The 25,874-nt window shown below is 61.7% G+C and carries 18 protein-coding genes; 5 read left to right on the forward strand and 13 right to left on the reverse strand.

All coding sequences use genetic code 11. The features are described from left to right. Positions 1-26: 26 nt before the first annotated feature. The 10 genes from CLU80_RS16645 to cbiE all read right to left on the reverse strand — a co-directional run bounded on the left by CLU80_RS16645 (position 27) and on the right by cbiE (position 8,990). The gene (locus CLU80_RS16645) at positions 27-1,400 is read right to left on the reverse strand and encodes a PepSY-associated TM helix domain-containing protein (protein WP_099757875.1); all 1,374 of its coding nucleotides are present in this window, start codon (positions 1,398-1,400) and stop codon (positions 27-29) included. A gap of 110 nt (positions 1,401-1,510) precedes the next feature. Beyond that, complete coding sequence (locus tag CLU80_RS16650; protein ID WP_093430228.1) at positions 1,511-3,631, reverse strand: TonB-dependent copper receptor; 2,121 nt, start codon at positions 3,629-3,631, stop codon at positions 1,511-1,513. A gap of 84 nt (positions 3,632-3,715) precedes the next feature. Continuing rightward, entirely contained in the window at positions 3,716-4,162 is a 447-nt protein-coding gene (locus tag CLU80_RS16655; protein WP_093430229.1) for a DUF2946 domain-containing protein, read from the reverse strand. A 21-nt stretch (positions 4,163-4,183) separates the two neighbouring features. Then, entirely contained in the window at positions 4,184-4,663 is a 480-nt protein-coding gene (locus tag CLU80_RS16660) for a copper chaperone PCu(A)C (protein WP_099757876.1), read from the reverse strand. A 48-nt stretch (positions 4,664-4,711) separates the two neighbouring features. Then, the gene (locus CLU80_RS16665) at positions 4,712-5,110 is read right to left on the reverse strand and encodes a DUF2946 domain-containing protein (RefSeq protein WP_099757877.1); all 399 of its coding nucleotides are present in this window, start codon (positions 5,108-5,110) and stop codon (positions 4,712-4,714) included. A 97-nt stretch (positions 5,111-5,207) separates the two neighbouring features. Further along, positions 5,208-5,498, reverse strand: coding sequence for an addiction module antidote protein (locus tag CLU80_RS16670; protein WP_093430232.1), 291 nt, complete (start codon positions 5,496-5,498; stop codon positions 5,208-5,210). A 3-nt stretch (positions 5,499-5,501) separates the two neighbouring features. Beyond that, positions 5,502-5,804, reverse strand: a complete 303-nt coding sequence (locus CLU80_RS16675) for a type II toxin-antitoxin system RelE/ParE family toxin (protein ID WP_099757878.1) — start codon at positions 5,802-5,804, stop codon at positions 5,502-5,504. Between the two features lie 171 nt (positions 5,805-5,975). After that, positions 5,976-6,692: a cobalt-precorrin-6A reductase gene (locus CLU80_RS16680; protein ID WP_099757879.1), complete on the reverse strand. Its 717-nt coding sequence runs from the start codon at positions 6,690-6,692 to the stop codon at positions 5,976-5,978. Then, positions 6,689-7,786: a cobalt-precorrin-5B (C(1))-methyltransferase gene (locus tag CLU80_RS16685; RefSeq protein ID WP_099757880.1), complete on the reverse strand. Its 1,098-nt coding sequence runs from the start codon at positions 7,784-7,786 to the stop codon at positions 6,689-6,691. Before CLU80_RS16685 ends, CLU80_RS16680 begins: the two co-directional genes overlap by 4 nt. Next, positions 7,779-8,990, reverse strand: coding sequence for a precorrin-6y C5,15-methyltransferase (decarboxylating) subunit CbiE (gene cbiE / locus CLU80_RS16690; RefSeq protein ID WP_099757881.1), 1,212 nt, complete (start codon positions 8,988-8,990; stop codon positions 7,779-7,781). The genes CLU80_RS16685 and cbiE overlap by 8 nt, the downstream gene beginning before the upstream one ends. Before the next feature lie 132 nt (positions 8,991-9,122). On the opposite strand from cbiE, the gene cobG reads away from it, so the two are divergent. From cobG to CLU80_RS16715, 5 genes are all read left to right on the forward strand, one after another. Continuing rightward, positions 9,123-10,418 carry a precorrin-3B synthase gene (gene cobG, locus CLU80_RS16695; protein WP_286079746.1) on the forward strand — a complete coding sequence of 432 codons (1,296 nt, stop codon included), beginning with the start codon at positions 9,123-9,125 and terminating at the stop codon, positions 10,416-10,418. Beyond that, positions 10,411-11,037, forward strand: coding sequence for a precorrin-8X methylmutase (locus CLU80_RS16700; RefSeq protein ID WP_093430238.1), 627 nt, complete (start codon positions 10,411-10,413; stop codon positions 11,035-11,037). The genes cobG and CLU80_RS16700 overlap by 8 nt, the downstream gene beginning before the upstream one ends. Next, positions 11,034-11,768 carry a precorrin-2 C(20)-methyltransferase gene (locus CLU80_RS16705; RefSeq protein ID WP_371857758.1) on the forward strand — a complete coding sequence of 245 codons (735 nt, stop codon included), beginning with the start codon at positions 11,034-11,036 and terminating at the stop codon, positions 11,766-11,768. Before CLU80_RS16700 ends, CLU80_RS16705 begins: the two co-directional genes overlap by 4 nt. Continuing rightward, positions 11,768-13,468 (forward strand): precorrin-3B C(17)-methyltransferase, encoded by a 1,701-nt coding sequence (gene cobJ, locus CLU80_RS16710; RefSeq protein ID WP_099757883.1) that lies wholly within the window; start codon positions 11,768-11,770, stop codon positions 13,466-13,468. The genes CLU80_RS16705 and cobJ overlap by 1 nt, the downstream gene beginning before the upstream one ends. A gap of 300 nt (positions 13,469-13,768) precedes the next feature. After that, positions 13,769-20,827: a TcdA/TcdB catalytic glycosyltransferase domain-containing protein gene (locus tag CLU80_RS16715; protein WP_099757884.1), complete on the forward strand. Its 7,059-nt coding sequence runs from the start codon at positions 13,769-13,771 to the stop codon at positions 20,825-20,827. A 90-nt stretch (positions 20,828-20,917) separates the two neighbouring features. On the opposite strand, the gene tspR is transcribed toward CLU80_RS16715, so the two are convergent. The 3 genes from tspR to purD all read right to left on the reverse strand — a co-directional run bounded on the left by tspR (position 20,918) and on the right by purD (position 25,751). Next, complete coding sequence (gene tspR, locus CLU80_RS16720) at positions 20,918-21,514, reverse strand: type III secretion system genes modulator TspR (protein WP_025111770.1); 597 nt, start codon at positions 21,512-21,514, stop codon at positions 20,918-20,920. A 64-nt stretch (positions 21,515-21,578) separates the two neighbouring features. Further along, positions 21,579-24,356 carry a hybrid sensor histidine kinase/response regulator gene (locus CLU80_RS16725; RefSeq protein ID WP_099757885.1) on the reverse strand — a complete coding sequence of 926 codons (2,778 nt, stop codon included), beginning with the start codon at positions 24,354-24,356 and terminating at the stop codon, positions 21,579-21,581. A gap of 99 nt (positions 24,357-24,455) precedes the next feature. Then, complete coding sequence (gene purD, locus CLU80_RS16730) at positions 24,456-25,751, reverse strand: phosphoribosylamine--glycine ligase (RefSeq protein ID WP_099757886.1); 1,296 nt, start codon at positions 25,749-25,751, stop codon at positions 24,456-24,458. Positions 25,752-25,874 lie beyond the last annotated feature (123 nt).

Here is a 25,874-nt window from a genome sequence, read left to right on the forward strand (position 1 = left end):
GGCGGCCACTCCACATTGAGTCAGATTTACGTCGAGGCAGACTCAGGTTGCCGGTCAATGCGCGATAGCAGCAATCGATCCAGCAACCAGACGACCACCAGCGAAGCCCCCACCAACGGGAACACCACCGCCAGCGCCAACATGATTACCACGCCGGTTTTCCATTTCGGCAAGTCATGACGCAGCGGCGGTACGCCGAATTTGCCCTGTGGCCTACGCTTCCACCAGATCACCACACCACTGACGGCACTGAGCAGAATCATCAGACAGATCAGCAGCACGACGATCTGGTTGAAGGTGCCGAACATCTTGCCTTCGTGGAGCATCACGCCGATTTCCGTGGCCCGCGCCACAGTGCCGTAATGTTCGAAACGCACATCGGCGAGGACCTTGCCGGTGTACTGATCGACATGCAAGGTCGCATCGTTGCGCGGGTCATCGGCGAACACAGCGATGGTGAACACACCGGTGGCGGTGGTCGGCAGGGTGATGCTGTAGCCCGGCTCGACCTTGCGTTGGGTTGCAATGTTTTGCACGTCTTGCAGGCGGATGGCGGGTGCTGCGGGGCCGGCGTTGCTGGCGCCGTGGTTCATGTGTTCGGCGTGGTCGCCGGACATTGGCATCGGCGTGTTTTCCATCGCCCATGGCACAGTCTGGCGGGTGGCGGTGTTAAGGGTTCGGGCCTCGATGTCGGAGGTCGGCACGTTGTCCCACATCGCCGCCGGGAACACGTTCCACACCTGGGCGTATTGCTTGCCCCAGAAACCGGTCCAGGTCATGCCACTGAGCAACATTACCAGCAACAGTGTGGCGCCCCAGAACCCGGTGACCGCGTGCAGATCACGCCACAGCACGCGGCCGCGACTGTTCAGCCGTGGCCACAGAATGCCCGCGGCCTGACCACGTGGCCACCACAGGAAAAGTCCCGACACCACTAGCACCACGCCCCAGCCGGCGGCCATTTCGATGAGGCGGTCACCGACGGTGCCGATCATCAACTCACCGTGGATGGCGCGGGCGATGGCTTGCAGATTCTGCTTGGCATCCTGCTCGCCAAGGATGTCACCGTGGTATGGATCGACGAATACGTTGAGTTCGTGGCCGGCGTTCTTCACCACAAACTGTGCGCTGCGCTCGGCGTTGACCGGTGGCAGGTATTGGGTGACCTGGCCTTGTGGATAAGCGCTTTTCACCCGCTGCAGCAGGTCATCGGCCGGGACAGTGTGATGGCCGGCGGGGACATTGAGCAGGCTGCTGTACATCAACGAATCGAGCTGCGGTTTGAACAGATAAATGATGCCGGTCAGGGCCAGCATCACCATGAACGGGGCGACGAAGAGACCGGCGTAAAAATGCCAACGCCAGGCCAGGTTGTAGAAATTCGGTTTGGGCTGTTTCATCACGTGTGCTCCGCTTGGCTTGGATCTTCTAGTTGTCATTGGCGGTTGCTGCGCAACCGATCGCGAGCAGGCTCACTCCTACAGTGGGAGCCAGCCTGCTGGCGATGCTGTTAGAAACTCATGTCGACCTTGGTCCAGAGCGTGCGCCCCGGCTCATTGATCGCTTGCGGGTCATTGGCCGGGTAGCCGAATCCGGCGTTGCCCGCCAGGTTCAGGTGTTCGGCGTAAGCCTTGCCGAACAGGTTGTCGACGCCGCTGCTGACCTTCCAGTTCTTGTTGATCCGGTAGGCACCGTTGAGTGAGAACACGCCGAAGCCCGAACTCTTGTCGTAATCCTTGCCGACCACGTTGCCCTTGTTCTGATCGATACGATTTTGCGCGGCAACCACCCTCCACAGTGCGCCAGCGCTCCAGTTGTCTTCGCTATAGGTCAGACCGAAGCGTGCATCCAGCGGCGGCATCTGCGGCAGTGCTTTGCCATCGCTGCTGTTCTTGCCCCAGGCGTAGGCCAGGGTCGCATCGGCTTTCCAGTGGTCGGTGAGTCTGTACGCGGCACCGAGTTCACCGCCCATGATTCGCGCGTCAATGTTCTCGGCGCGCGAGGTGCTCATGCCCATCATTCCCGGGGTGTAATCAAAGAGGATGTAATCGCGCACCACGCCGATATAACCCGAGGCCCAAGCTTCAAGTTCGGCGCTCTTGTAGTTCACGCCAAAGTCGAACTGAGTGGTCTTTTCCGGTTTGATCGAATCGAACGCGTTGACCGATCCTGCCGGGCCAGACTTGGGCGAAAACAGCTCCCAGTAATCCGGGAAGCGTTGCGCGTGACCGAGGCCCGCATAGAGCGTGGTCGGACTGTCGGCGAGGTCATGCTCGTAGCGGATGAACCCGCTGGGCAGGGTGTCGGCGCGGGTATCGTCGGCGGTCGGGTTGGGGCGGGACATCATTCCCGAGCCGGTGGTTTGCCGGTAATCCTTGGCTGAAGCGCGGTCGACGCGGGCGCCGCTGATCAGCCGATCACGGTCGGCGGCGTACCAGGTCATTTCGCTGAACACGCCATAGTTATGGAAATCGGCGTCCTTGCTGTACGGCTGATCCTTGTAGGTATCGATGCCCATGCCGCTGCGCTGGCGGTGTTCGTTGGTCTGCGCGTCGAGGCCGGTGATCAGTTGGATATCAGCCCAGCGCCAGGTGGCCTTGATCCGTGCGCCGAGGGTGCGGCGGTCGACATTGGACGCCATTGGGCCCGCCATCATCCCGGTGCCGGACGGCGTGCGCAGGGTGTAGTTGTCCATCACGTGGTCGGCGTAGTTGTAGTAGACCTGCGCTTCGAGTTTCTCCAGCACGTCAGTGATGTTGGATTTTTCGAAACGCAGGCCGAGGCTTTCGCGTAGGAATTGCGAGCCGTCCATGCCGCGTCCGGCGTAGCGCGCTTCGCCATCGCCCTTGCCGGCGGTGAGCTCGATCAGGGTGTCGGCGTCCGGGGTCCAGCCCACTGCGATGTCGCCGTTCCACTTGTCGTAGCGTGAGGCGACGATGTCGTTGTTGCCATCGCGGTAATCGTCGGAATGCGCGGTGTTGCCGATCACGCGCACGTAGCCCAACGGGCCGCCGGCAGCGGCGTCGACAACCTTGTCAAAACGTCCGTGGGAGCCGGCCAGAATGCTTGCGTTCACGCGGGTGCCGAGTTCGCCGAAGCTCTCTGGCTCACGATCGAACAGCACCGTACCCGCCGACGCGCCGGGGCCGTAAAGCACCGTTTGCGGGCCTTTGATCACGGTGAGTTTGTCGTAGGTTTCCGGCGAGATATACGAAGTCGGCGCGTCCATTCGGCCGGGGCAGGCGCCGAGCATCATGCTGCCGTTGGTGAGGATGTTCAGGCGCGAACCGAACATGCCGCGCAGCACCGGATCGCCGTTGGTGCCGCCATTGCGCACCAGCGCAAAGCCCGGAATGGTCTTCAGATAATCGCCGCCATCACTGGCCGGCACCGGTTGGCGCGGGTCTTTGGGGTTGGTGACGATGGTCAGCGGTGAGCTCGGGGCGATCGCGGTAATCACCGTAGGGCTCAGTTCTTCCTGGTGGCCGGCGTGATCATCGGCCAGTACCAGCGGTGACAGCAGGACGCCGCAAAGGACGGCGGTAGCGTGCCTGAAACGAACCCGCGATTCGTTCAGAGCGAAGGACGCCGGGGCAACGCCCGAGCGTGGAACAGCAGAAAACCTGGACATGACAATTTCCATCAAACAGTCGTAAACGACACGGCCGGCAGCCTGAAGCTGTCTTCTCAACCGTGTGCAATCAAAGGTGCGTGTTTACGCTGCGATGGGCGGGGCGCGGGTGCGGGCGCCGGGGAAGAAGGTCTGCCGGGCGTGGCCCAGGCGCGGGGAGGGCGGGGTGAAGGTGTTCAGCGGCGGGATGTTGAAGGCGACGAAATCACCGCCCCCAGTCAGCGCCGGGCAGTTGAACAGCAGGCTGCAGTAGCCGCACTTTTCCCACAGCACGTGGTGCGAGGATTGCGGTGGGCAGTGTTCGGCGCTCGGTTTTGCATCATGGCCCGCGTGATCCATGCCCGGCATGTCCATCGACATGTCCATGCTCAACGGCATCGATGTCGAGGCGTGTTGATCCATCGGCATCGACTGAGAAATCAGTGGGCCGATGAAAATCATCAACATGGCGAACAGGGCGATCCAGCTGCCGCGAGTCAGGTGTTGAGTCTGACGGCGTTGCCGGGAGGGCCTGGCGCTCAGCGGGCGCATGGGCGGAGTCTGCCGGAAGGCTTACTGGGCGTGCGCGTGGGCCTGCGTGGTTTCCGGCGGTTTCTTCTGCACCGAGACTTCGACGGTGACGTCACCGGCCTTGTCGAAATGCAGCGTCAGCGGGAAGCGCTTGCCGTCGCTGAGCAGGCTGCGGTCTTTCGGGTTGAGCAGCATCACGTGATAGGCCATTGGCGCAAACGTCACGTTGCCGCCGGCCGGAATGGCCACGCTCGGCACTTGTTGCATCTTCATCAGATCGCCCTGCATCACGTGTTCGTGCAGTTGCGCTTCGGGAGCGATAGGCGAGTCGACGCTGACCAGGCGGTCGTCCGTCTTGCCGGCGTTGTGAATGATGAAATAGGCGGCGACCGTCGGTGCGTTCGGCGGCAACTCTTGCGACCACGGATGGGCGATCTCAAGTTCCCCAACTTTGTATTCGTGAGCATGGGCAAAGCACGCCGGCAACAGCAGCGCAGCGACGATGATGAGTTTGTTCAACATGGCAGTTCTCCAGAACGATTTGAAACGCAGGTCAATTGCGCGAACAAATCAAACCAGAGGGGAAGCGCGGGGATTGAGACTCGGCCATTGCTGGCGCGGCGTGGGTGTTTGCAGCAAGGCGGGCGCCACACTGCGATTGCTTTCGTAGCGGGCGAAATACAGCTGCGGCGAATGCCCCGGCAACGCCACCAGTGGCGCCGAGCCTGAGCAACACCAGCAATGCTGCATGTTCGAATGATTGTCGTTGCTCGGGGCCTTTTGATCGGTGGTGCCGATGTTGATCGCCACCATCTTCGTCCCGCTGCCGGTGCAGAAACTGCTCCAGAGCAACTGTTCGGCCGGTGAATTGGCCGCCTGCGCCATCGCTCCCGTCATCGGCATGGCGAGCATGTTGAACAGCACTGCAAAGCAGGCGATCCAGGCAATTGCTGGCCGGTGTCGGTTCATGGGACAGATCCATTGGGTGGGCGATCAGGCGCGGCTATTTAGCCTGATCAGGGCCGATAAGTAAAAAAGCGTCGTGCGGTTTGGTGTCGCAGCGCCTTCACAGTGTTACGGCATGCAATCGCAAACCCAGAGCCTTCATGACTTTCATGATAGTTGCGAATTCGGGATTGCCAGTGCTACTGAGCGCTTTATAAAGACTTTCGCGACCCAAACCTGCATCCCGCGCCACTTGTGTCATGCCTTGAGCTCGGGCGATGTCATTGAGTGCTGCACGAATCAGAACGCCATCGCCTTCATCGTCGTCAAAACAGGCATCCAGATATGCCGCCATATCCTCGGGAGTCTTGAGGTACTCGACGGCGTCAAAACGGGCGAATTCTTCGGTCATGATTTACTCCTCATTTCCGATGTTATGAGCCATTTGCACGGCGCGTTTGATATCTCTCTTTTGTGTCGATTTGTCGCCCCCGATCAACAGCAGATAAATCACTTCGCCTTTACGTGTGAAGTACATTCTGTAACCAGGGTCGTAATGAACACGCATTTCATAAACGGTGTCACCGACGAAGCCGCAATCGCCGAAGTTGCCATGTTCGGCTGTTTTAATCCTGGAGATGATTCGGCCTTTCCCTTTGATGTCTTTTAAGGAGTCGAGCCATTCGGAAAATATGCGGGATCGTTCAAAAGCGATCATGTCGGGATCGTATTCCTTGGGATACAAGCTGGCAAGCCGCTTTTCTCGGCTGGCTGCTTGTGGGGATTAAAGGAACCGAAGTATTGGAGTGAGGGTGTAGTGAAGAACAGTCGGCTGCGTCCTCAAAATTTGCAGGTAAATTCACAGATAAATACGGAATGATGAAAAGTCTTACGACGTCAGGGCTTCAAGGACTTCAGACGCTGATCGAAACTCCCGATCAACCCCCGGCAACCCCGGTCGCTTCAACACAACCACCGGCACCCCACGCTCGCGCGCCACTTCCAGCTTCGGCTCGGTGGCGGTGCTGCCGCTGTTCTTGCTGATCAACACATCGATCTGCTGCCGCTCGAACAGCGCTCGCTCATCCTCCAGCAGAAACGGCCCCCGCGCACCGATCACTTCGCAGCGTTCATTGCCCGGGTAGACGTCGAGGGCGCGCAGGGTCCAGAACTGCTCAGCAGGGATTTCTTCGAGGTGCTGCAGCGGTTCGCGGCCGAGGGTGAACAGCGGTCGGCGAAACGGTTTGAGGGCGGTGATCAACTCGGCCCAGTCGCTGACTTCGCGCCAGTCATCACCGGGCTGCGGCTGCCAGGCCGGACGGCGCAGCGCCCAGCAGGGGATGTCGGTCAGTCGCGCGGCGGTCGCGGCGTTCTGGCTGATCTGTGCGGCATAGGGATGCGTGGCGTCGAGCAACAGCTCGATGCCTTCGTCACGAATGAATTGCGCCAGACCCTCAGCGCCACCGTAACCACCGACGCGGACCTGACAGGTCAGATCCGTCGGCACCCGGCCAACACCGGCGAGGCTGTAGATATGTTCTGGCCCGAGCGTACGGGCAATCGCCAATGCTTCGGTCACGCCGCCGAGCAGCAATATGCGCTTCATGCAAAACCTCCGGCATGCCCGACAATGCCGCCCTGACGATCAATCGCAAACACCTCGACCTGCACCTGCGGCGGCACCACGCTGCGGGCGAAATTCAACGCATGGCGGCAGACCTCATCACCGAGGGCGATCCCCGCTGCACTGGCCATGGCCAATGCCTGCTGGCTGGTATTGGCCTCACGAATGCTTTGCTGCAACGCCTCTTCGGCACCAATCGCCGCGGCCCACTCAGCCAGTTGCGGCAAGTCGATACTTGAATGCCGCGAGTGCAGATCCATGTGTCCGGCCGCCAGTTTGCTGATCTTGCCGAAGCCGCCGCACAGGCTGAGTTTATCCACAGGCACTTTGCGCAAATGCTTGAGCACCGCGCCGACGAAGTCGCCCATTTCGATCAGGGCGATTTCCGGCAGGTTGTAGACCCGGCGCATGGTGTCCTCGCTGGCATTGCCGGTGCACGCGGCGATGTGCAGATAACCATTGGTTTTCGCCACATCGATGCCTTGATGGATCGAGGCGATGTAAGCCGCGCAGGAAAATGGCCGGACAATGCCGCTGGTGCCGAGGATCGACAAACCGCCAAGAATGCCCAGTCGCGGATTCATGGTTTTCAGCGCCAGCGCTTCGCCGCCCTCGACGTTGACCGTGACGTCGAAGCCGCCGGCATAACCGGTTTCGGTGGCAAGCAGTGTCAGGTGATCACTGATCATCTTGCGTGGCACCGGGTTGATTGCCGGCTCGCCGACACCCAGCACCAGTCCCGGCCGCGTTACGGTGCCCACGCCGGCGCCGGCATTGAAACGAATCCCCGGTTCACTCAGCAGCCGCACGCGCGAATAGAGCAACGCGCCGTGAGTCACGTCGGGATCGTCGCCAGCATCCTTGATCGTGCCGGCCTCGGCGCCATCATCGGTCAACCGGCAGAACTCCAGACGCATCTGCACTTGTTTGCCTTTGGGCAAGACGATCTGCACCGCATCGGCCGCCAGTCCGCTGAGCAACAGGCGCGCGGCGGCCAGGCTGGTCGCGGTGGCACAGCTACCGGTGGTCAGGCCGCTGCGCAGGGGCGCGGGTTGTTCGGCGGTTTCGTCACGCATCGAGGGGTTTGACCAGATCGAGCAGGGTGATCGGCAGCGCCTGGCGCCAGGTGTCGAACTCGCCGAGCGGCTGCGCTTGGGCGACATGGATACGCGTCAGCTCGCCGCCGAAGCGTTCGCGCCAGTTCATCAGGGCCATTTCGCTTTGCAGCGTCACCGCGTTGGCGACCAGACGGCCACCGGGTTTGAGCTGTTCCCAGCAGGTTTCGAACACGCCCTCACGGGTGACGCCGCCGCCGATGAAGATGGCGTCCGGGCGTTCCAGTCCCGCGAGTGCCTGCGGTGCCTTGCCACGAATCAGTTGCAGGCCCGGCACGCCCAGTGCATCGCGGTTGTGCTCGATCAATTGCTGGCGACCATCATCGGCTTCGATGGCCAAGGCGCGGCAGCTCGGATGCGTACGCATCCACTCGATACCGATCGAACCGCTGCCGGCGCCGACATCCCAAAGCAATTCGCCGGGGGTCGGGGCGAGGCGGGCGAGGGTGATGGCGCGCACGTCGCGTTTGGTCAACTGGCCGTCATGCTGGAAGGCCGAATCCGGCAGTCCGGCGAGACGCGAAAGGCGCGGGGCCTGTGCGTCGGCCAGACATTCGATGGCGATGACATTGAGGTCGGCCACGGACGCGGCATTCCAGGCATTGGCGGTGCTGTCGATGCGCCGTTCGGCGTCACCGCCAAGATGCTCAAGCACGCTCATGCGACTCGAACCGAAGCCGCGCTCGCCGAGCAATTGCGCGACCGCCGCCGGGCTCTGGCCATCGTTGCTCAGCAACAACAGGCGCACGCCGCTGAACAATTGCGCATTGAGCGCCGCCAGCGGTCGGGCCACCAGCGACAGCGTCACCACCTCCTGCAATGGCCAGCCGAGACGGGCGGCGGCCAGCGCGCAGGACGACGGGGCGGGCAGGATCAGCATCTCTTCACTTGGCACCTGGCGGGCGAGGCTGGCACCGACGCCGTAGAACATCGGGTCACCGCTGGCCAATACGCAAACTGCTTCGCCACGCTGTTCCAGCACCGGTGCGAGGGAGAACGGGCGCGGCCACAACTGGCGTTCGCCGCGAATACACACCGGCAGCAAATCCAGTTGACGCTGGCCTCCGACGATCCGCGAGGCGCCCAGCAGGGCACGCCGGGCGTTTTTGCCCAAGCCCTTGAAGCCGTCTTCACCGATTCCCACTACCGTCAGCCAGGGTGACATCTATATTCCTCTAAACACGCCGTTCCGACGGGCAGTCTTTTCATGCCAGCGGACAAAGCAGGCATAATACCGCGCCTTCGCCCGCGAAGCGCCTTTCCCACGCAGCCGGTCAGCCCCTTGAACGAACGCCCGATGTCCACCGCCTTACGCCCCTCGGCCTGCCCGGGGTTGCTGCGTATCGTCCAGGCACTGGACGGCGGCATCTGCCGGATCAAGCTCAATGGCGGTTCGATCAGTGCCGATCAGGCCGACGCGGTGGCCGATGCTGCCGAACAGTTCGGCGCGGCGATCGAGGCGACCAACCGTGCCAATCTGCAGATTCGCGGGATCGGTGAGCAATCTGCGGCACTGATCGAACGCTTGCTCGCCGCCGGTCTCGGCCCGCGCACTGCGGCCGGTGACGATGTGCGCAACCTGATGCTCAGCCCCGCTGCCGGCATTGATCGGCAGATGCAGATCGACACGCGCAGACTCGCCGGGCAGATCCTCGATACTTTGCAAAACCATCCACGGTTCCACGAGCTGAGCGCCAAATTCGCCGTGCAACTGGATGGCGGTGAAGCGCTGGCGATGCTCGAACATCCCCACGACCTGTGGTTGTCGGCGTTCGCGCGTGACGGCAAAACCTGGCTGGCGTTCGGCCTGGCCGGATGCCCGACGGATCGCGCGGTCGGCGCGGTGGCGCTGGAGCACGGCCATGCGTTGGTGGTGGCGGTGCTGGAGTTGTTCCTGGCGTTGGCGCGTCCCGAGCAGACGCGCATGCGTCATTTGCTCGATGAATTGCCGATGCCGGCGTTTCTGCAACAACTGAGCGCACGTTTGCCGATCAAGCCGATCAGCGATTGGCAGCGCACCGCCGAGGCGGACGATCTGCACATCGGTGTTCATCCGCAAAACACTGCGGGTCAGGTGTATATCGGTGCGGTGCCGGCGCTGGGCCGTCTCGATCCGGCGATGCTGCGCGGGGCTGCGCAACTGGCCCGCCAGTTCGGCAATGGCAGCCTGCGTTTTACGCCTTGGCAAAGCCTGCTGGTGCCGGACGTCAAAGCAAGTGATGCGGCTCAGGTGCTGGAAGGCCTTGAGCACCTGAACCTGTTGACCCGCGCTACCGAGCCCCTCTCACGCCTGATCGCTTGCACCGGTGCCAGTGGCTGCGGCAAAGGCCTGGCCGACACCAAGCAGGACGCCCGCCATCTGGCGACGTTGCTGCCCACGGCCGTCAACGTGCATCTCAGTGGCTGCACGCGTTCTTGCGCTGCCGCCCACTGTGCCCCGGCGACGTTGCTGGCCGTCAGTGCCGGTCATTACGACCTCTATTTTCGCGATGCAACGCAGCCGGGTTTCGGCGCGCTGCACGCACGCAACCTTACTATTGAAGCGGCCGCGACCCTGCTCGCCGCCCGCTCTCGGAGCCCCTTTGATGCTTGATTACATCCGCGATGGTCAGGAGATTTATCGCAACTCCTTCGCGATCATTCGCCGCGAGGCCAATCTGGCGCGCATCCCGGCCGATCTGGAAAAACTCGCGGTGCGGGTGATTCACGCCTGCGGCATGGTCGAGGCCATTGACGGTCTGCAGTTCTCCGAAGGTGCGGGCAAGGCCGGGCGCGATGCGCTCGCCGCCGGTGCGCCGATCCTCTGCGATGCGCGGATGGTCTCCGAAGGTGTGACCCGTGCGCGCCTGCCGGCCAACAACGAAGTGATCTGCACCTTGCGTGACGAGAGCGTGCCGGAGTTGGCGCGCGAGCTGGGCAACACCCGTTCCGCCGCCGCACTGGAGCTGTGGCGTCCGCATCTGGAAGGCAGCGTAGTGGTAATCGGCAACGCGCCGACCGCACTGTTTTATCTGCTGGAAATGCTTGACGCCGGCGCACCGAAACCGGCGCTGATCCTCGGCTTCCCGGTCGGCTTCGTCGGTGCCGCCGAGTCGAAAGCCGCCCTGGCCGCCGACAGCCGTGGCGTGCCGTTCGTGATCATGCAAGGCCGCCTCGGTGGCAGCGCCATGGCCGCCGCCGCCGTCAATGCCCTCGCCACGGAGATCGAATGATGCAGGCCAAAGGACGTTTGCTTGGCCTGGGCGTCGGCCCGGGGGATCCGGAGCTGATTACCGTCAAAGCCCTGCGCCTGCTGCGCGAATCGCCGGTGGTGGCGTACTTCGTTGCCAAAGGCAAAAAGGGCAACGCGTTCGGCATCATCGAAGCGCATCTGCAACAGGCGCAGAACCTGTTGCCGTTGGTCTACCCGGTGACCACCGAAGCGCTGCCGGCGCCGCTGTCCTATGAGCAGGTCATCAGCGATTTCTACGACGAAGCCGCCGAGACGCTCGCCGCACACCTGGATGCCGGTCGCGATGTGGCGGTGATTTGTGAAGGTGATCCGTTCTTCTACGGCTCCTACATGTACCTGCACGATCGCCTCGCCACTCGTTATGAAGCCCAAGTGGTGCCGGGCGTGTGCTCGATGCTGGGCGGCGCTTCGGTGCTCGGCGCGCCGCTGGTGTATCGCAATCAGAGCCTGTCGGTGCTCTCGGGCGTGTTGCCCCATGAAGAGTTGAAGCGGCGTCTGGCCGATGCCGACGCGGCGGTGATCATGAAGCTGGGGCGCAATTTCCCCAAAGTGCGTCAGGTCCTCGAAGAACTCGGTCTGGCCGAACGCGCGCTTTATGTCGAGCGCGCGACCATGGCCAATCAGAAAATCGTGCCGATGGATCAGGTCGAGCCGATGTCGTCGCCGTACTTCTCGCTGATCATCGTGCCGGGCGAACGGTGGCAAGGCTGATGACTCAATCCACGCCAGCCATCGTCATTCTCGGTCAGGGTAGCCTGGCCACCGCGCGGCGCATTCAGCAGGTCTATCCGGCAGCGCAGATCCACGGCCTCGCCGGGCGCGTCGAAGGCGCCGATTGCACCTATCAGGAGTTCGGCTCGACCCTGCGCGCGCTGTATCAGCAGGACACGCCGATCATTGCCCTGTGCGCGGCCGGCATCGTCATCCGTACGCTGGCGCCGCTGTTGCTGGAAAAGGGCGCCGAGCCTGCGGTACTCGCCGTGGCCGAAGACGGCAGCGCCGTGGTGCCGCTGTTGGGTGGCCTCGGCGGAGTGAATGTCATGGCGCGCGACATCGCTGCCGGGCTGCAAGTCGCAGCCGCGATCACCACCAGCGGCGAGTTGCGTTTTGGCACGTGCCTGCTCAACCCTCCGAGCGGTTACGCCCTGGGCGATCTGGAACTGGGCAAGCGTTTTGTCTCCGACCTGTTGGCCGGTCACAGCGTGCGCATCGAAGGCGCGGCGCCGTGGCTGGATCAGGCGCAATTGCCGGAAGATCCGCAGGCGCAGCGTTCGATTCATGTCGGCAGTGTCGCGCGTGAAGCGAGTGCCAATGAGTTACTGATCTATCCACGCAGCGTGGCGCTGGCGGTGAGTGCCGAAACAGCTGATCTGGCGAATGCCGTTCGCCGGGCGTTGCAGCAGGCGCAAATCGCCGTGCAGTCGCTGGCCTGTCTGTTGGCCAGCGAGACGCAAATGGCTGCGCCAGTTTTGCGTGAAGCGGCGCTTGAGCTGGGTGTGCCGCTGCGCTTCGTTGCGGCGCAAAGCGACATCGAAACTCTGGCACGTGCCGCAGTGCCTGAGGCTAAAGTTGTGGTCAGCCACGGCATGGCGATCGCGGTCGCCGAACAGCCTTTGGAGGTTTCCAGCATTGGCCGGCCACGCGGCCGTCTCGCCGTGATCGGCCTCGGCCCCGGCGCTGCCGAACTGATGGTGCCGGCAGTCAAAGCCGAACTGGCCCGCGCCACCGATGTGCTCGGCTACGAAACCTACGTACGCATGGCCGGGCCGTTTCGCGACGATCAAGTGCAGCACTGCACCGATAACCGCGAAGAGATGCAGCGCGCCCGTCACGCCTTCAGGCTGGCCGCCGAGGGGCGCTCGGTGATTGTTGTGTCATCGGGTGATCCCGGCGTGTTCGCCATGGCGGCGGCGGTGCTCGAAGCCTTGCACGAGTCTACGGACCCGGCGTGGCACAGCGTCGATCTGGAAATGCTCCCAGGTGTTTCCGCTTCGCTGGCCACCGCCGCACAGGCCGGTGCGCCACTGGGCCATGACTTCTGCGTGATGTCGCTGTCGGACAATCTCAAGCCTTGGTCGATCATCGAAAAACGTCTGGATCTGGCCGCTGAAGCGGATCTGGCGTTGGCGTTCTACAACCCGATCTCCCGGGCGCGTCCGTGGCAACTGGGCCGGGCGCTGGAGATTGTCGCGCAGCATCGCACGCCGCAAACACCCGTGGTGTTGGGCCGCGACATCGGCCGTCCGGGCCAGACCCTGCGCACCACGACACTCGGCGCCTTAACCCCCGAGCAAGTGGATATGCGCACCATGGTGTTGATTGGTTCTTCGACCACCTGCACCTTCCCGCGCGGCGACGGCGGCGTCTGGGTTTACACCCCGCGCTGGTACGGTGAAAAACCCGGGGCGTGAGAATGTCGTGTTGAGCGTCCAGCGCAGTTGTAAGTAACTGCGTGAGACGTGATATCCGGTTAACGCTTCGGATTGAATCATCCCGCTCGAACACAAGGCCGCCAATCTTCTGGATTGGCGGCCTTGTGCGTTTGTGCGCCGGTAAGAAACCAGGCAATTCATTGCCACATGGTTCAAGCGCAAACCCCGAGTGTTATTGGCTGTTTCACTGGACATCGTTTGAGTTTGTTCGGGTTTGAGCGTGGTACTCCAGTTCAATAGTTTCGTGGCGAACGAAGCCGTTATGGAAGAAGTGCCACGATGAAAACCAACAAGCCGTACGAAATCCTTTCCGTCAAAGACTTCTCGCAACTGCAGCGGGCGCTGAGCGAGTTTGCCGGCAGCGCTGAATACAAGGTGTTGCTGTCGCACTATGAACTGGCCAGACAAACCGCTGATGACCCGCAGCGACTGCTGTTGATCAAGCTGTTTCAGGAGGCGCTGGAGTCGTTGCTCCAACGCAGGACTCAGCCCGTTTCCGAAGCCATCAGCCAGATCAGATCGGATCTGGTCAAGTCTGTCGCCAGGCTGGAGGACACACACGCCATGCTCCATGGCGTGGCCAGGCCCGTGGCGAAAATCATGCACTTTGTCTGGGTGGGCGGCAGTGAAGTCGGGGCCAATCAGCGCGACTACATGAACATCTGGCGCCAGGTGCTGGAGCCGCAGGGTTACCGCTTCAACCTCTGGTACGACAGTGATGCGTTGCTGGCCTTTGAAATGAACCGGGTGATCCTCGACAGCGCCAGAGTGGATGCGCTGGAGTCGGGCGGTGACAAGGTCAGCAAGGCTTTTCAGTTGTCGCAGATGATCGAAGACCGTGCGCGGGTGTTGAAGCAGCAGATGTTCGCCCACCTTCAGCAAGCCCAGTGGCGGGGGCGAGCCGACGAAGCGCGTATCGACTTGATGGTGCGTGCCTACGGCAAGGATCGGGCGACGCTCGAAGCCTTTCGCCAGCGCTGCCTGCAGACGCATCAGGCGATGCTCGGAGCGGACCTGCAATTGCGCGATGTCGGCGACGAATTTGCCGGGCACTTTTTGCAGGATGTCTATCAGCGCGAGGTGGCCATGCGCGGCAATTTTGCCGCAGCGAGCGATGTCGTGCGCCTGCAGGCCGAATACCTCGAAGGTGGCCGTTACAGTGACATGGATTACTTGCCGCCACTGGCGGACACGCTGGCCGGCGTCGATATTCTCAGCGTCGGCGAAGAAGGCCGAATCGGCGTTTTGCAGTTGCTGTTCAACCACAATGAAGCGTTGATGCCGGGACGCGACCGCCAGCGGTATCTCGACCGCACTGACAAAATCCCGCCCGAACACCTCGAGGCATTGACGGCGTTTGCCCGTGAGCAACACCCGCTAAGCGAGATCTTTGTCGCACCGCAAGATCACGCGGTGCCGCAGGACTCGATGCGTTTGGGCACGGCCTATGGCTTGCCGGACTGGGCGGAAATGAATGCGCACATGCTGGCCCATCCCGGCAGTGCCATGACCCTGGCGTACATGCAGATGATCCGCCTCAATTATGACTGTCTGCTGGAAGTGGAGCGGCGTGCGGCGCTCGCCGGCATCGACGCGACGGATCAGGCACGGATGTTTGATGTGGTCGAGAATGTGGTCAACGAAGCTCAGGCGCAGGGCAAACTGCCTGAAGCGCAAGGCGAGGTGTTCCGCTCCAGACTGATCGACGCGATTTTTACCTATTACCGCGATGGCATTCGCCTTGAAGCCCGCGGCACCATCACCCTGACCGGCCCGGGGGCCGCCGCGGCCGCGCTGCTCAAATACATAGAGCAGCACCTGCAACCCGATCGACATGTACAGATCCGTGAGCGCCTGAAGTTGCTCGAAGGCTACAACACCCACACCGAGGAGGAGATGATCTCCGGCTGGACCGTCGATGGTAAGGCCGAGCAATGGTTGCTTGATGAGCGGGAAAAGTGGCAGAACGGCAAACTGAAATCGCGCTACGTCGGCCAACTGGCGGATCTGCTGAAAGCGCACACGCTAACCTTCAAGCAGGGCTGGCCGGTCATCGAAGGCCAACCGGTGATGTTGACCTCGGTATTGCAGCCACTGATGGACGATCTGGGCGAGCCCTTCCTGCGCGCGATGCAGGAGAAGTTGAGCGGCGACATGACGTTCAATTCAGCGATCTCCATCGGTTTCGACAGCCGTGAGCAGATTCGCGCGCAAACAGTCCGTGAGATTCCGCTTTCCCATGGCGCGGAGCCTACCCGCAATCTCAATGAGTTGTTCACCCTCGTTGCCCATGGCTCGCTGGCGGTTGAGCAACTCAGCCCGTTGCAACGCGTCATCCTCGGCGGGATGTTGGGGGCAAACAGCCTGGATGCCGCCGGGTTTGCCCCGGTCTGGCAGAGCGTTATGGACATCGCTCGGGAAACCGCTGAGGGCGGTTTGTTCGCCCGTTACCACGCGATCGAAAAGGCCCTGATTCAGCAGGCATCGCCGACATTCGAGGCGGGGCTTGCCGGCGCGAGCATCCACGGCACGCAGACGGCGCGCGAACTCAAGGCGTTGGCGATGAGCGAACCGCTGACGCTGAAACAGTGGGGCGAGCGCATCGGACAGATCAATCGCACGGCACAGCGTGAATATCACAGGCACATTTTCAAGCGGGGTGGCCAGGTGCGGGAGGCGTTGTTCCAGTCCGGTGCCGTATCCGTCAGGCAACTGCCGCAGGATTTGTTGAGGCGCAGCACGGGCGACCCGGGACGCCGTTGCTATCCGCTGGCATTGTTGATGGCCGCCGCCGTGGCGGCTGGCGGGTTGGCCGAGCGTGCACTGATCGGACGTGTGGCCAATGCCAGCCTGAGGCCGGAAGACGTTGATTCGCGGGCGTTGCTCAGTGCGCTGGATGAGCTGGGCGAGGTCTCCGGGCGTGCGATCGGACAGGCTCGTGGCCGGCAAAACCTCGACAGCGTGATGCAGACACTGGAAGCGAAAACCGCCCCCGGCGCCCTGCTGCTCGACACAGGCAATCACGCTTTGCTGGTGGCTAAAGTGCAAGTGGATGAGCAAACGTTCTATCGCTTTTATGATCCCAATTTTGCGATTTATGGATTTGCCGCAAGCGCAGAAATGAAGCAGGGCTTGGCACGCTATTTAAGTGACGACGGCAACACTTTGGCGAAGTTGTACGGCCTGACTGACATCGGCACTGCGCAGTTCGATGTAATCGAACTGGACACCGTAGCGCTCGCCGAGCGGACATTGTCGTCCGGGTTGCGCGTCGAGAGTTTTTTGCAAACCGCAGCTATCGCCGACCCTCAGGCGGCTTCGGTCTGGGCCAGGCAAGCTGTCGCACGCACGCGCTCACTCAGTGAAAACGCGCGGCTGGGGGCTAGCCTCGCGCAGTTGGACGCGCGTTACTGGGCGCAGGAATTTGATCAGGCGACCCGGCAATTGCGCGCTGAACACACATTGGGTCGCGACTATCTGCCGCTGCTGGAAACGCTCAAGGCAAACCCGGACGCGGGTTATTCGCTGACGCTGGTGGATGTGCAAAACCCGGCCAGATCATTGACGGTCGGCACCGCCGATGCGCGGTTCGACAGGCTTAAGAAACACCTTCAACGTTTGGTTATCGCATTGACGGGCAAGCCGAGTACCGTGGTCGAAGCCGACGGCGGCAGTCGTCTGAGTTTCGCCTTCGCGATCCAGGCGTTGGTCACTGAAATGCGCCATCGTGACTATCAGGTTGATGGCGAGCGGGCGCCGGTTCTGTCGATAGCCCTGCAAGTGCAGGTCTATTTCAACTATGCGCAGTTGGGTTTCGGCGTATTGAGCGACACGGCCCAGACGATCAATCTGGTGCGTCAGGTGGCGGCCAGCGAACGGGCATTGGCGCTTGGTCAGTCGTCGTTGTCCGGGCGTCTGCTGGGGCGTGCCACCACGGCAGGCGGATTGGTATTTTCGCTCGCCAACATCGGCTTCGATCTCCACAACCTGTCGGTGGCCGAGAACCACGAGCAACGCTCGCGGTTCTCCACCTCACTGGTATTCAACGTTGCGGCATTGGGGCTGGATGTTGTTGCTTTGGCGGCTGGCGGGGCGGTGGGCACGGCAGCGGCCGTTCTCTCGGTGCCGCTGCTGGGTGTCGGCATTGGGGTGACGGCGATTGCCAGCAACCTGGGACAGATCAGGGACAAGGCGACGGCGGTGGGCAATCATCTGCGGGCGATCGGTCATGCTTACCGGCGCGGTGCCTACACCTTGAAGGATGGCGTGCTGCAATTTCCCGTAGAGGCGGTCATCGTCAGTCTGAACCTGCAAACCAATGACGTGCGCTTCGACAGCCAGAAGTTTTACCCCTGGACGGGCGGGCCACTGGAGCTGCCGCAGTACAACGATGACCCGCAGGCTATTCACCTGTCCCTCGATATCCGCCAGGCACTGGGGCTGCCCGAGGTCGTTCATCTTTACCGCGACGAAACCGACAGGCTCGAGACGCTGGTGCTGCCGTGCACGCCGATCTGCCATTACGGTTACGAGTATCAGTTGAAGGGGCTGGGCGGGTACACCTACGAACCCCTTCCCGGCGAGGTCGGGGACGCTGGCGACATCCCTGCTGAAACCCGCTACCCGCAAGTGACGGATCGCATGGCGGACACGCTGGAGTATGACCAACACGGAAACCGGCGCTTTTATCTCACCAGCAACCCGTCGCTGCCGCACATTCTGTACAAGCTGCATCCGGTCTATCAACCGACAGACATCAGCGTGGTGCTGGACAGTCAGGTACGCCAGTTGGTGGTGCCGACCCTGGAAGCGCTGGTGCACAAGAGGATTTCCTACGCAATCAGCGCACCCGAGGGGCAATACCGGATCAGGCTTGCACCCGGCATCGTCTCGGTCAGATTTAATGGCCCTGCCAAGTGGATCGTGCAGGCGACCTGGGCTTGCCTGGAACAGGTCAGATTTGCCGTCCCGAATCGGGAAAATGATGATGAAGTCCAACTGATGGTTGATGGCACGGTGCTGTCGGTTTTCGATGGCTTGATCGAACTGGCCGAGGGCCTGTTCCGGGTCGATGGGTGGGAGCGCTGCCTTCGCTTGCAGTCGGTCACCCTTGATGAGCAAAGCCGCCTGCCGCAAATACTGGCGATGCTGCGCCAGCACGCCCGCGAAGGCCGATTGGTCGCAAATGCTGTGGCGCTGTACAAATTCCGGGTGCCCGCCGCCATGGTGGTGACCACCGCTTGGTATGACGCGACCAGTGATCGTTTGTTGTACGCACGCAATCTGCCGAGCGCGGTGAACGAGGGGCTGCTGTTGGGCGGCGCCGGTGCCCGCCATGCCTGGTTCTACCATCCGCAACGGGCGACGGTCTGGCGTGTCGACACGATCACCGGCACGGTTGTGCATCGCTACCGCTTGATGAACCCCGCGAGCGGGTCGCACATCATGGGTTGTGTCCAGGACGCCGATGGCAGTTTGCGAGTGTTGCAACGCTTGCTGATCGACGCCCGGATAACTGAAACCGAAACCACGCTGGAGTATCGCCTCAGCGATGCGGCCGTGGTCCTGACGGGCATCAAGTCATCGTTTATCGAGGAACCCACCGCGCGTCCCGGGCAGGGCGACTTGCATCACTTCACGACCTTCGGCGCGTATAACGATGAAACCCCGGGCATGGCCAATGCCATCAGCACCTGGGTATATGCAGCGTTCGTTTACGCGCGCACCTACTACTTCGAAGGATTGCGCCGGCGTGCCTGGGTCAACAAACGCACCGGCCACTATTTTTCGGCGGGGTTGGGCAGTGAGGCGGACATGGTCATGTTGATGCCGGCCGATCCGCAGAGCGGTGCGCTGCTGTTCTACAGCAAGCAAGCGCAGACCATCAGTCAAGGGGTGGAGCCGAGGGTGGGGCAATTTATCAATCGGGTCATCGAGCGCGATATTGTCGACGTCACCCAAACGTACGGAAGCTACATTGCCACCAAGGCCGACGGCCGCCTCTTCGAGGTCGACACCAGCATCAAAGATGAGCAGTGGACGGACGGCATTCCCACGCCGAACATTCTGAAATTTGCCGGCCTCGGCCAGCGCTGGCTACAGCTCAACTCCGACTGGCTGGACGCCTTGCCGGCGCTGGCAAAAGTCTACAAAGCCGAACCTTTTCCGCTCATCGGATTGGGCAATGGGGCGGGTCATGCATTTCTGCCGGCGTGGTGCATCGAGGAGCAATTCGTCGTGTCGAACATCGGACCTGAAGTGCAGTTGACGCCGTTGGGACTGACGCCGGACAAACAGGCCGCATGGTTGCTGGAGGGTTCGACCGGGCGGCTTTATCGCCAGCCGACGATTGCCATCGAGGCATTGCGCGTCGCGTTTGCTGCTGGGCCGCAGCGCGTGAGCCCCGGGCAGTTGCCCATGGCAGAAAAGATCTGGCCGCAGTGGTCATTTGTTCACGTGCTGAGGCATGGACAAGGTCTGCTCGGGCAAACCCGCGACGGGGTCAATGTCGAACTGCACGATCAGCAGCCAGCGCGGATCATCAGCGTGGAAAATCGCTGGTCGCACGTGCAGGGGCAGACGGCCGAGCAGTGGCGTACGCGCTTGAAAGCACTGCTCGCGGGGCAGGTCCACGCGCAGGTCGTGCCGGTCGAACATACCGGCACGCGCTACACGTATTACCTGCCTGCAACGGATCGCTTGTTTGAGGTCACCGCCCGCCATGCGCGACAGTGGCCGACGTTTCTTGGCACGCGCCAAAACACCGCTGCGCTGCTATTCGACGCAGTTGACGGACTTGTCTTCAGCACAGGCCCGGTCGATCCTGATCCTGTCTGGATTCCGGGCTGCCACGCGCACCGCGAAGGCGAGGTGTTGTCCCTGTCCTTGAGCGATGACGTGACCGATGTCTGCGCATTGTTGCCCGATGGCATCGACACACTGATTCTGGCCTTCGGTTCCCGGGAAACCGGGTATCGCATCACCGACGAAACCTGGCAGCGTCTGGATTGCATCGTGGTCGATACGCGGCTGGCAGCGGACGACGATGGTCCGGGCACGAACCTGCTGTTCCTCGACATGGCTGACTGCGCGCGCCTTTTGATGTCGCGGGTTGAAGGGCATCTGGTGATTGCCGACCCGGACAGTGCAAGCACGCTGATTGTGCGGGATGTCGAGCCGCAGGGCGGCGAGGAAAACACGCCAATGGAAATAACAGTCCGGCTCGATGAGCGGGTCCACTGCACGTTTACTCTCGCTGATTGGTTGCAGCGTTTTGCGCAGGTACAGGGCGCTAATGCCGTGGTCAGTCTGAACGAGCTGATCGAGGCAGCGCTTTGAGTCAACGACCGATGTAGAAAGTAAAAGGGCCGTGAAGAGTAAATTCACGGCCCTTTGCAAGAAGTGTACGGACGTATTCGATGCGCTTGTTCAGGGCACCAAATAGCCTTTGACCCCTGTAAAAATGATCTGCGCCGCCAAGGCGCAAACAAACAATCCCATCAAACGACTGACGATCTGCAAGCCCTGATCGCCCAGAATCCGCTCGATACGATTCGACAGATACAGCACCACGCCGACGGTGAAACTGGCCAGGGCAATACTCATGATCGCGGTGAGTTTGTCGTCCCAGTGCGGCTGGCTGACGCCCATTACCAGCAAGGCACCGATGGTGCCCGGGCCGACCGTCAGCGGGATGGTCAGCGGCACGATGGTGACGTCCTGCTGCACATTGTCGGCCTGTACCGCCGGTTTGCCCTGCGCCATCCCCAGTGCCGAAATGAACAGCACACTGCCGGCGCCGATGCGAAACGCATCCACGGTGATGCCGAACACATCGAAAATCACCCGCCCGAACAAATACAGTAAAACGCTGGAGACCAGCGTGGCCACGGCGACTTTCCAGGCCAGCCGCCGTTGTTCCTTGCGCGAATAACCGCGGGTCAGGCTGATAAAGCACGACAGCACGAAGAACGGGCTGTAGAGCACCAGCATCTTCAGGTAAACGCTGAACAACACATGGAGCATGGTGCAAGCTCACTGGCGAGGGAATTCGTGGGGGAGTCTATCAGGCGCTACGGGGTCTGTCGGCTCAGGAGGTGGGCGTCGTGGCACGGTTCTGCTGATCACGCTCGGCTACCCAGTGCTCGATCAGCTCGCGCAATTGTGACAACTCGACCGGCTTGGACATGTGCCCATCCATCCCGGCCTGACGCGCGCGCTCCTTGTGTTCGGCGAGAATATGCGCCGTCAACGCCACGATCGGCGTGCGAATGCGTTGATTGCTGACTTCCCAGGCGCGCAATTGCTGGGTCGCCGAGAAGCCATCGAGGATCGGCATTTCGCAGTCCATCAGCACCAGATCGTAACGCTGGGCTTTCATCGCTTGCAGGGCTTCTTCGCCGTTGGCGGCGGTATCCGGTTGCAGGTTGAGCTTGCCGAGCATGCCGCGAATCACTTTGGTCGAAATCGTGTTGTCTTCGGCGACGAGGATGCGGAAATCGCTCGGCACTTTCGCCGCCGTGGCCGGGGTGACCACTTGCGGCTGGAACACCACCTGACCTTTGTTGCGCTGGTTGAGCTCGTCGGCCAGGGTGGTCTTGAGGGTGTAGCCGGCCACCGGTTTGGCGAGGATGCGTTTGATCCCCGAGTTGCGCGCGATGATCTTGCTCGGCGCATTGCTGATGCCGGTGAGCATGATCAGCAGGATGTCGTGGTTCAGACTCGGGTCTTCCTTGATCTTGGCCGCGAGCTGCATGCCGGTCATGCCGGGCATGTTCTGATCGAGCAACACCACATCAAAGTAATCACGCAGGTGCGCCTTGGTCCGCAGGAGAGCCAACGCTTCCTTGCCTGAAGGTACGGCGCTGACATTCAGCCCCCACGCACTGCATTGCTGGACCAGCACTTTGCGGCAGGTGTCGTTGTCGTCGACCACCAGGACCCGCGCGCCCTGCAGCGGACTGTCGAGATCGGAGGTCGGGTGTTCGAGGCGGTCGGGGTCCAGCGGCAAAGTCAGCCATAACGTGCTGCCCTGATTGGCGCCGCTCTTGATGCCGAACTCGCCATGCATCAAGCGGATCAGTTGTCGCGCGATCACCAGCCCCAGGTTGCCACCCAGACGATTGGCCGAAAGGAAGTGCTTGCTGTGCAGTTCGGCGTGCATCAGTGCGTCGCGTTCTTCCTGCTCCATCGGTTCACCGCTGTCCTGCACGGCGATGCGCAGACGCGGTTTGTTGCTGCGCTCGTCGAGGGCGACGACGATCAGCACTTCACCTTCATCGGTTTTCTTCAGGGCGTTTTCCAGCAGGCTCAGCAGAGTCTGGCGCAGGCGGGTCGGGTCGCCGCTGATCACCCGCGGTACTTGCGGCTGGATAAAGCTGATCAGTTCGACGTTCTGCTGTTCGGCCTTGGCCCGGTAGATGCTCAGGCAGTCGTCGATCAAGGCATTGAGGTCGAACTGCACATCGTCCAGTTCGATCTGCCCGGACTCGAGCTTGGAGATGTCGAGAATCTCGTTGATCAACGTCAGCAATTCGTTGCCGGCGCTGTGGATGGTCTGCACGTAGTCGCGTTGCTTGACCGACAGAGGCGTGCCCAGCAGCAGTTCGGTCATGCCCAGCACGCCGTTCATCGGCGTGCGGATTTCGTGGCTGATCTTGGCAAGGAACTCGGCTTTGGCGTTGATCTCGGCATTGCTCGCGGCGAGGTCGCGGCTGACGCTGAAACGACTTTCGGTGATGCTGCGCTGACGCTCGCCGAGGGCGATGCTCATCAGCAGCCCGCTGATACAGATGAATGCCATCAGGGTCATGATCAGACCTTGCGGCGACACCAGTGTCAGCCCCAGCAACGCGGGAAGAATGATCAAGGTGCCGATGTTGAACACCACCATTGCGGCGACGAACAGACGCGCCGGGCGGTAACCCTTCTGCCAGTGATAGAAGGCGACAAACAACATGCTCAGGCCGGCCAGGGCCACCAGGGCATAGGTGATGATGTTCAGCGGCAGGGTATTGACGAACAGCAGCAACAGGCTGCAGGTGACGATAAACAGGATATCGCCAATCAACAGTTTGTTCAGCGGGTGCGGGCCGAGCGGCGCGAAGAAGCGATAGGCGAACATCAACCCTGCGGGAGCGGTCAGCAGCAATGCCAGATAGGCGCCCGGGGTCTGCACCGCGTGCCAGTTCGGCAGCCAGGGGCCGGCGAGGTTGAGCAGCAGCAACAGACTGAGGCCCAGCAGGCCCTCGCAGACCGCCAGCCACAGGCTGCTGCGCGAGCGGGAGTAGGCGTAGCGCACAAGGTTGTGCAACAGCAGCATGGCGAGACAGCCGAACAGCAAGCCGAAGATCAGCGTCTGATTGTGGTTGGCCGCGCTCATCACCGCCGATTGCAGGGTGACGTGCGGGCGCAACTGGTGATCGGAGACCAGGCGCAGATAAACATCGAGCGGTTTGTCGGTCTGGGGCAACGGCAGCATGAAGTCGCTGCTCGGCAACGGCCTTTCGGCCTGTGGCTGGTCGGTGCCGGTGTTGCGTTGCTCGATCAGCTTGTCACCGTCGAGTACGTAGAGATTGAGCTGTGACAGGTCGGGGGCAAAGATGCGCAGCACTTGTTCGTGCTTGCCCGGCGCCAGTTTGAAGCGCAACCACAGGGCGCCATCGGGCTCGGCCGCAGTGAGGCGGTCGAGGTCGATGGGGCTGAATTGATTGGTGTAGCGAGCGGAGCGGATATCGCTCAGTTGCAGATTGCCCTGATCGTCAAGCAATACCGACCAGCCACTGCCTTGCGCGGCCTGGGCCGGGAGCATGCAGAGCAAGGTCAGCAACGTGACGGTGAAACTTATGGCAATCCTGAGCCAGCGCACGGCGAAATCCCTTCGTAGGTTGATGCCAGAATATAACGATGCGCCGCGGCGGAACAGTCCGGCGAGGAACGGTATCCCTCGCCGGACTTGATGAACAGCTTATTCCTGGGTTTCGCCACGTTCACGGGCAATGGCGCGGTAGCCAATGTCCTTGCGGTAGAAGCAGCCTTCCCAGTCGATAGCCTCGGCCAGCTTGTAGGCTTGCTGCTGGGCTTCACCGACGCTAGCGCCCATTGCGGTGGCGCAGAGTACGCGACCACCGGCAGTGACGACCTGACCATCCTTCAGCGCGGTACCGGCGTGGAAGACTTTGCCTTCCAGGCTGGCCGCTGCGTCCAGACCGTTGATCGCCGCGCCCTTGGCGTAGTCGCCCGGGTAGCCGCCAGCGGCCAGCACGATGCCGACGCTCGGGCGTGGATCCCACTGTGCTTCAACCTTGTTCAGCGCTTGCGCCAGAGCGGCTTCAACCAACAGCACCAGGCTCGATTGCAGACGCAGCATCACCGGTTGGGTTTCCGGGTCGCCGAAGCGGCAGTTGAACTCGATAACCTTTGGATTACCAGCCTTGTCGATCATCAGACCGGCGTAGAGGAAACCGGTGTAGACATTGCCTTCTTCAGCCATGCCACGCACGGTCGGCCAGATCACCAGATCCATCACGCGCTGGTGCACGTCGGCAGTGACCACCGGGGCAGGGGAGTAGGCACCCATGCCGCCAGTGTTCGGGCCGCTGTCGCCGTCGCCAACACGTTTGTGGTCCTGGCTGGTGGCCATCGGCAGGACGTTTTTGCCATCGACCATGACGATGAACGAGGCTTCTTCGCCGTCGAGGAATTCTTCGATCACCACGCGCGAACCGGCGTCACCGAAGGCATTGCCAGCGAGCATGTCGCGCACGGCGTCTTCGGCTTCGGCCAGGGTCATGGCGACGATCACGCCTTTACCGGCGGCCAGGCCATCGGCCTTGATCACGATCGGTGCGCCTTTTTCACGCAGATACGCCAGGGCCGGCTCGATCTCGGTGAAGTTCTGGTAGTCAGCGGTCGGGATCTTGTGGCGAGCCAGGAAATCCTTGGTGAAGGCCTTCGAACCTTCCAGCTGCGCAGCGCCGGCGGTCGGACCGAAGCAGTCCAGGCCACGGGAGCGGAACAGATCAACAACGCCAGCGACCAGCGGCACTTCCGGGCCGACGATGGTCAGGGAAACGTTTTTCTCGGCAAAGTCGGCCAGTTGCTCAAGGGCCAATACGTCGATGGCGACGTTCTCGCACTTGGCTTCAATGGCGGTGCCAGCGTTGCCCGGTGCGACGAAAACTTTCTGCACGCGCGGATCCTGAGCCACTTTCCAGGCCAGGGCGTGTTCACGGCCACCGCTGCCAATGATCAAAACATTCATTTCAAAAACCTCAAAAATCTGTCAGGCGCTGCTGGAGCGCTTTATGTGGCAGCGAGCCTGCTCGCGAAAGCGGTGTGTCAGTCAAAACAGCTATGACAGACAGATTGCATTCGCGAGCAGGCT

It is taken from the genome of Pseudomonas sp. 29, from assembly GCF_002754355.1.
GTDB classification, from domain to species: Bacteria; Pseudomonadota; Gammaproteobacteria; order Pseudomonadales; family Pseudomonadaceae; genus Aquipseudomonas; species Aquipseudomonas neuropathica.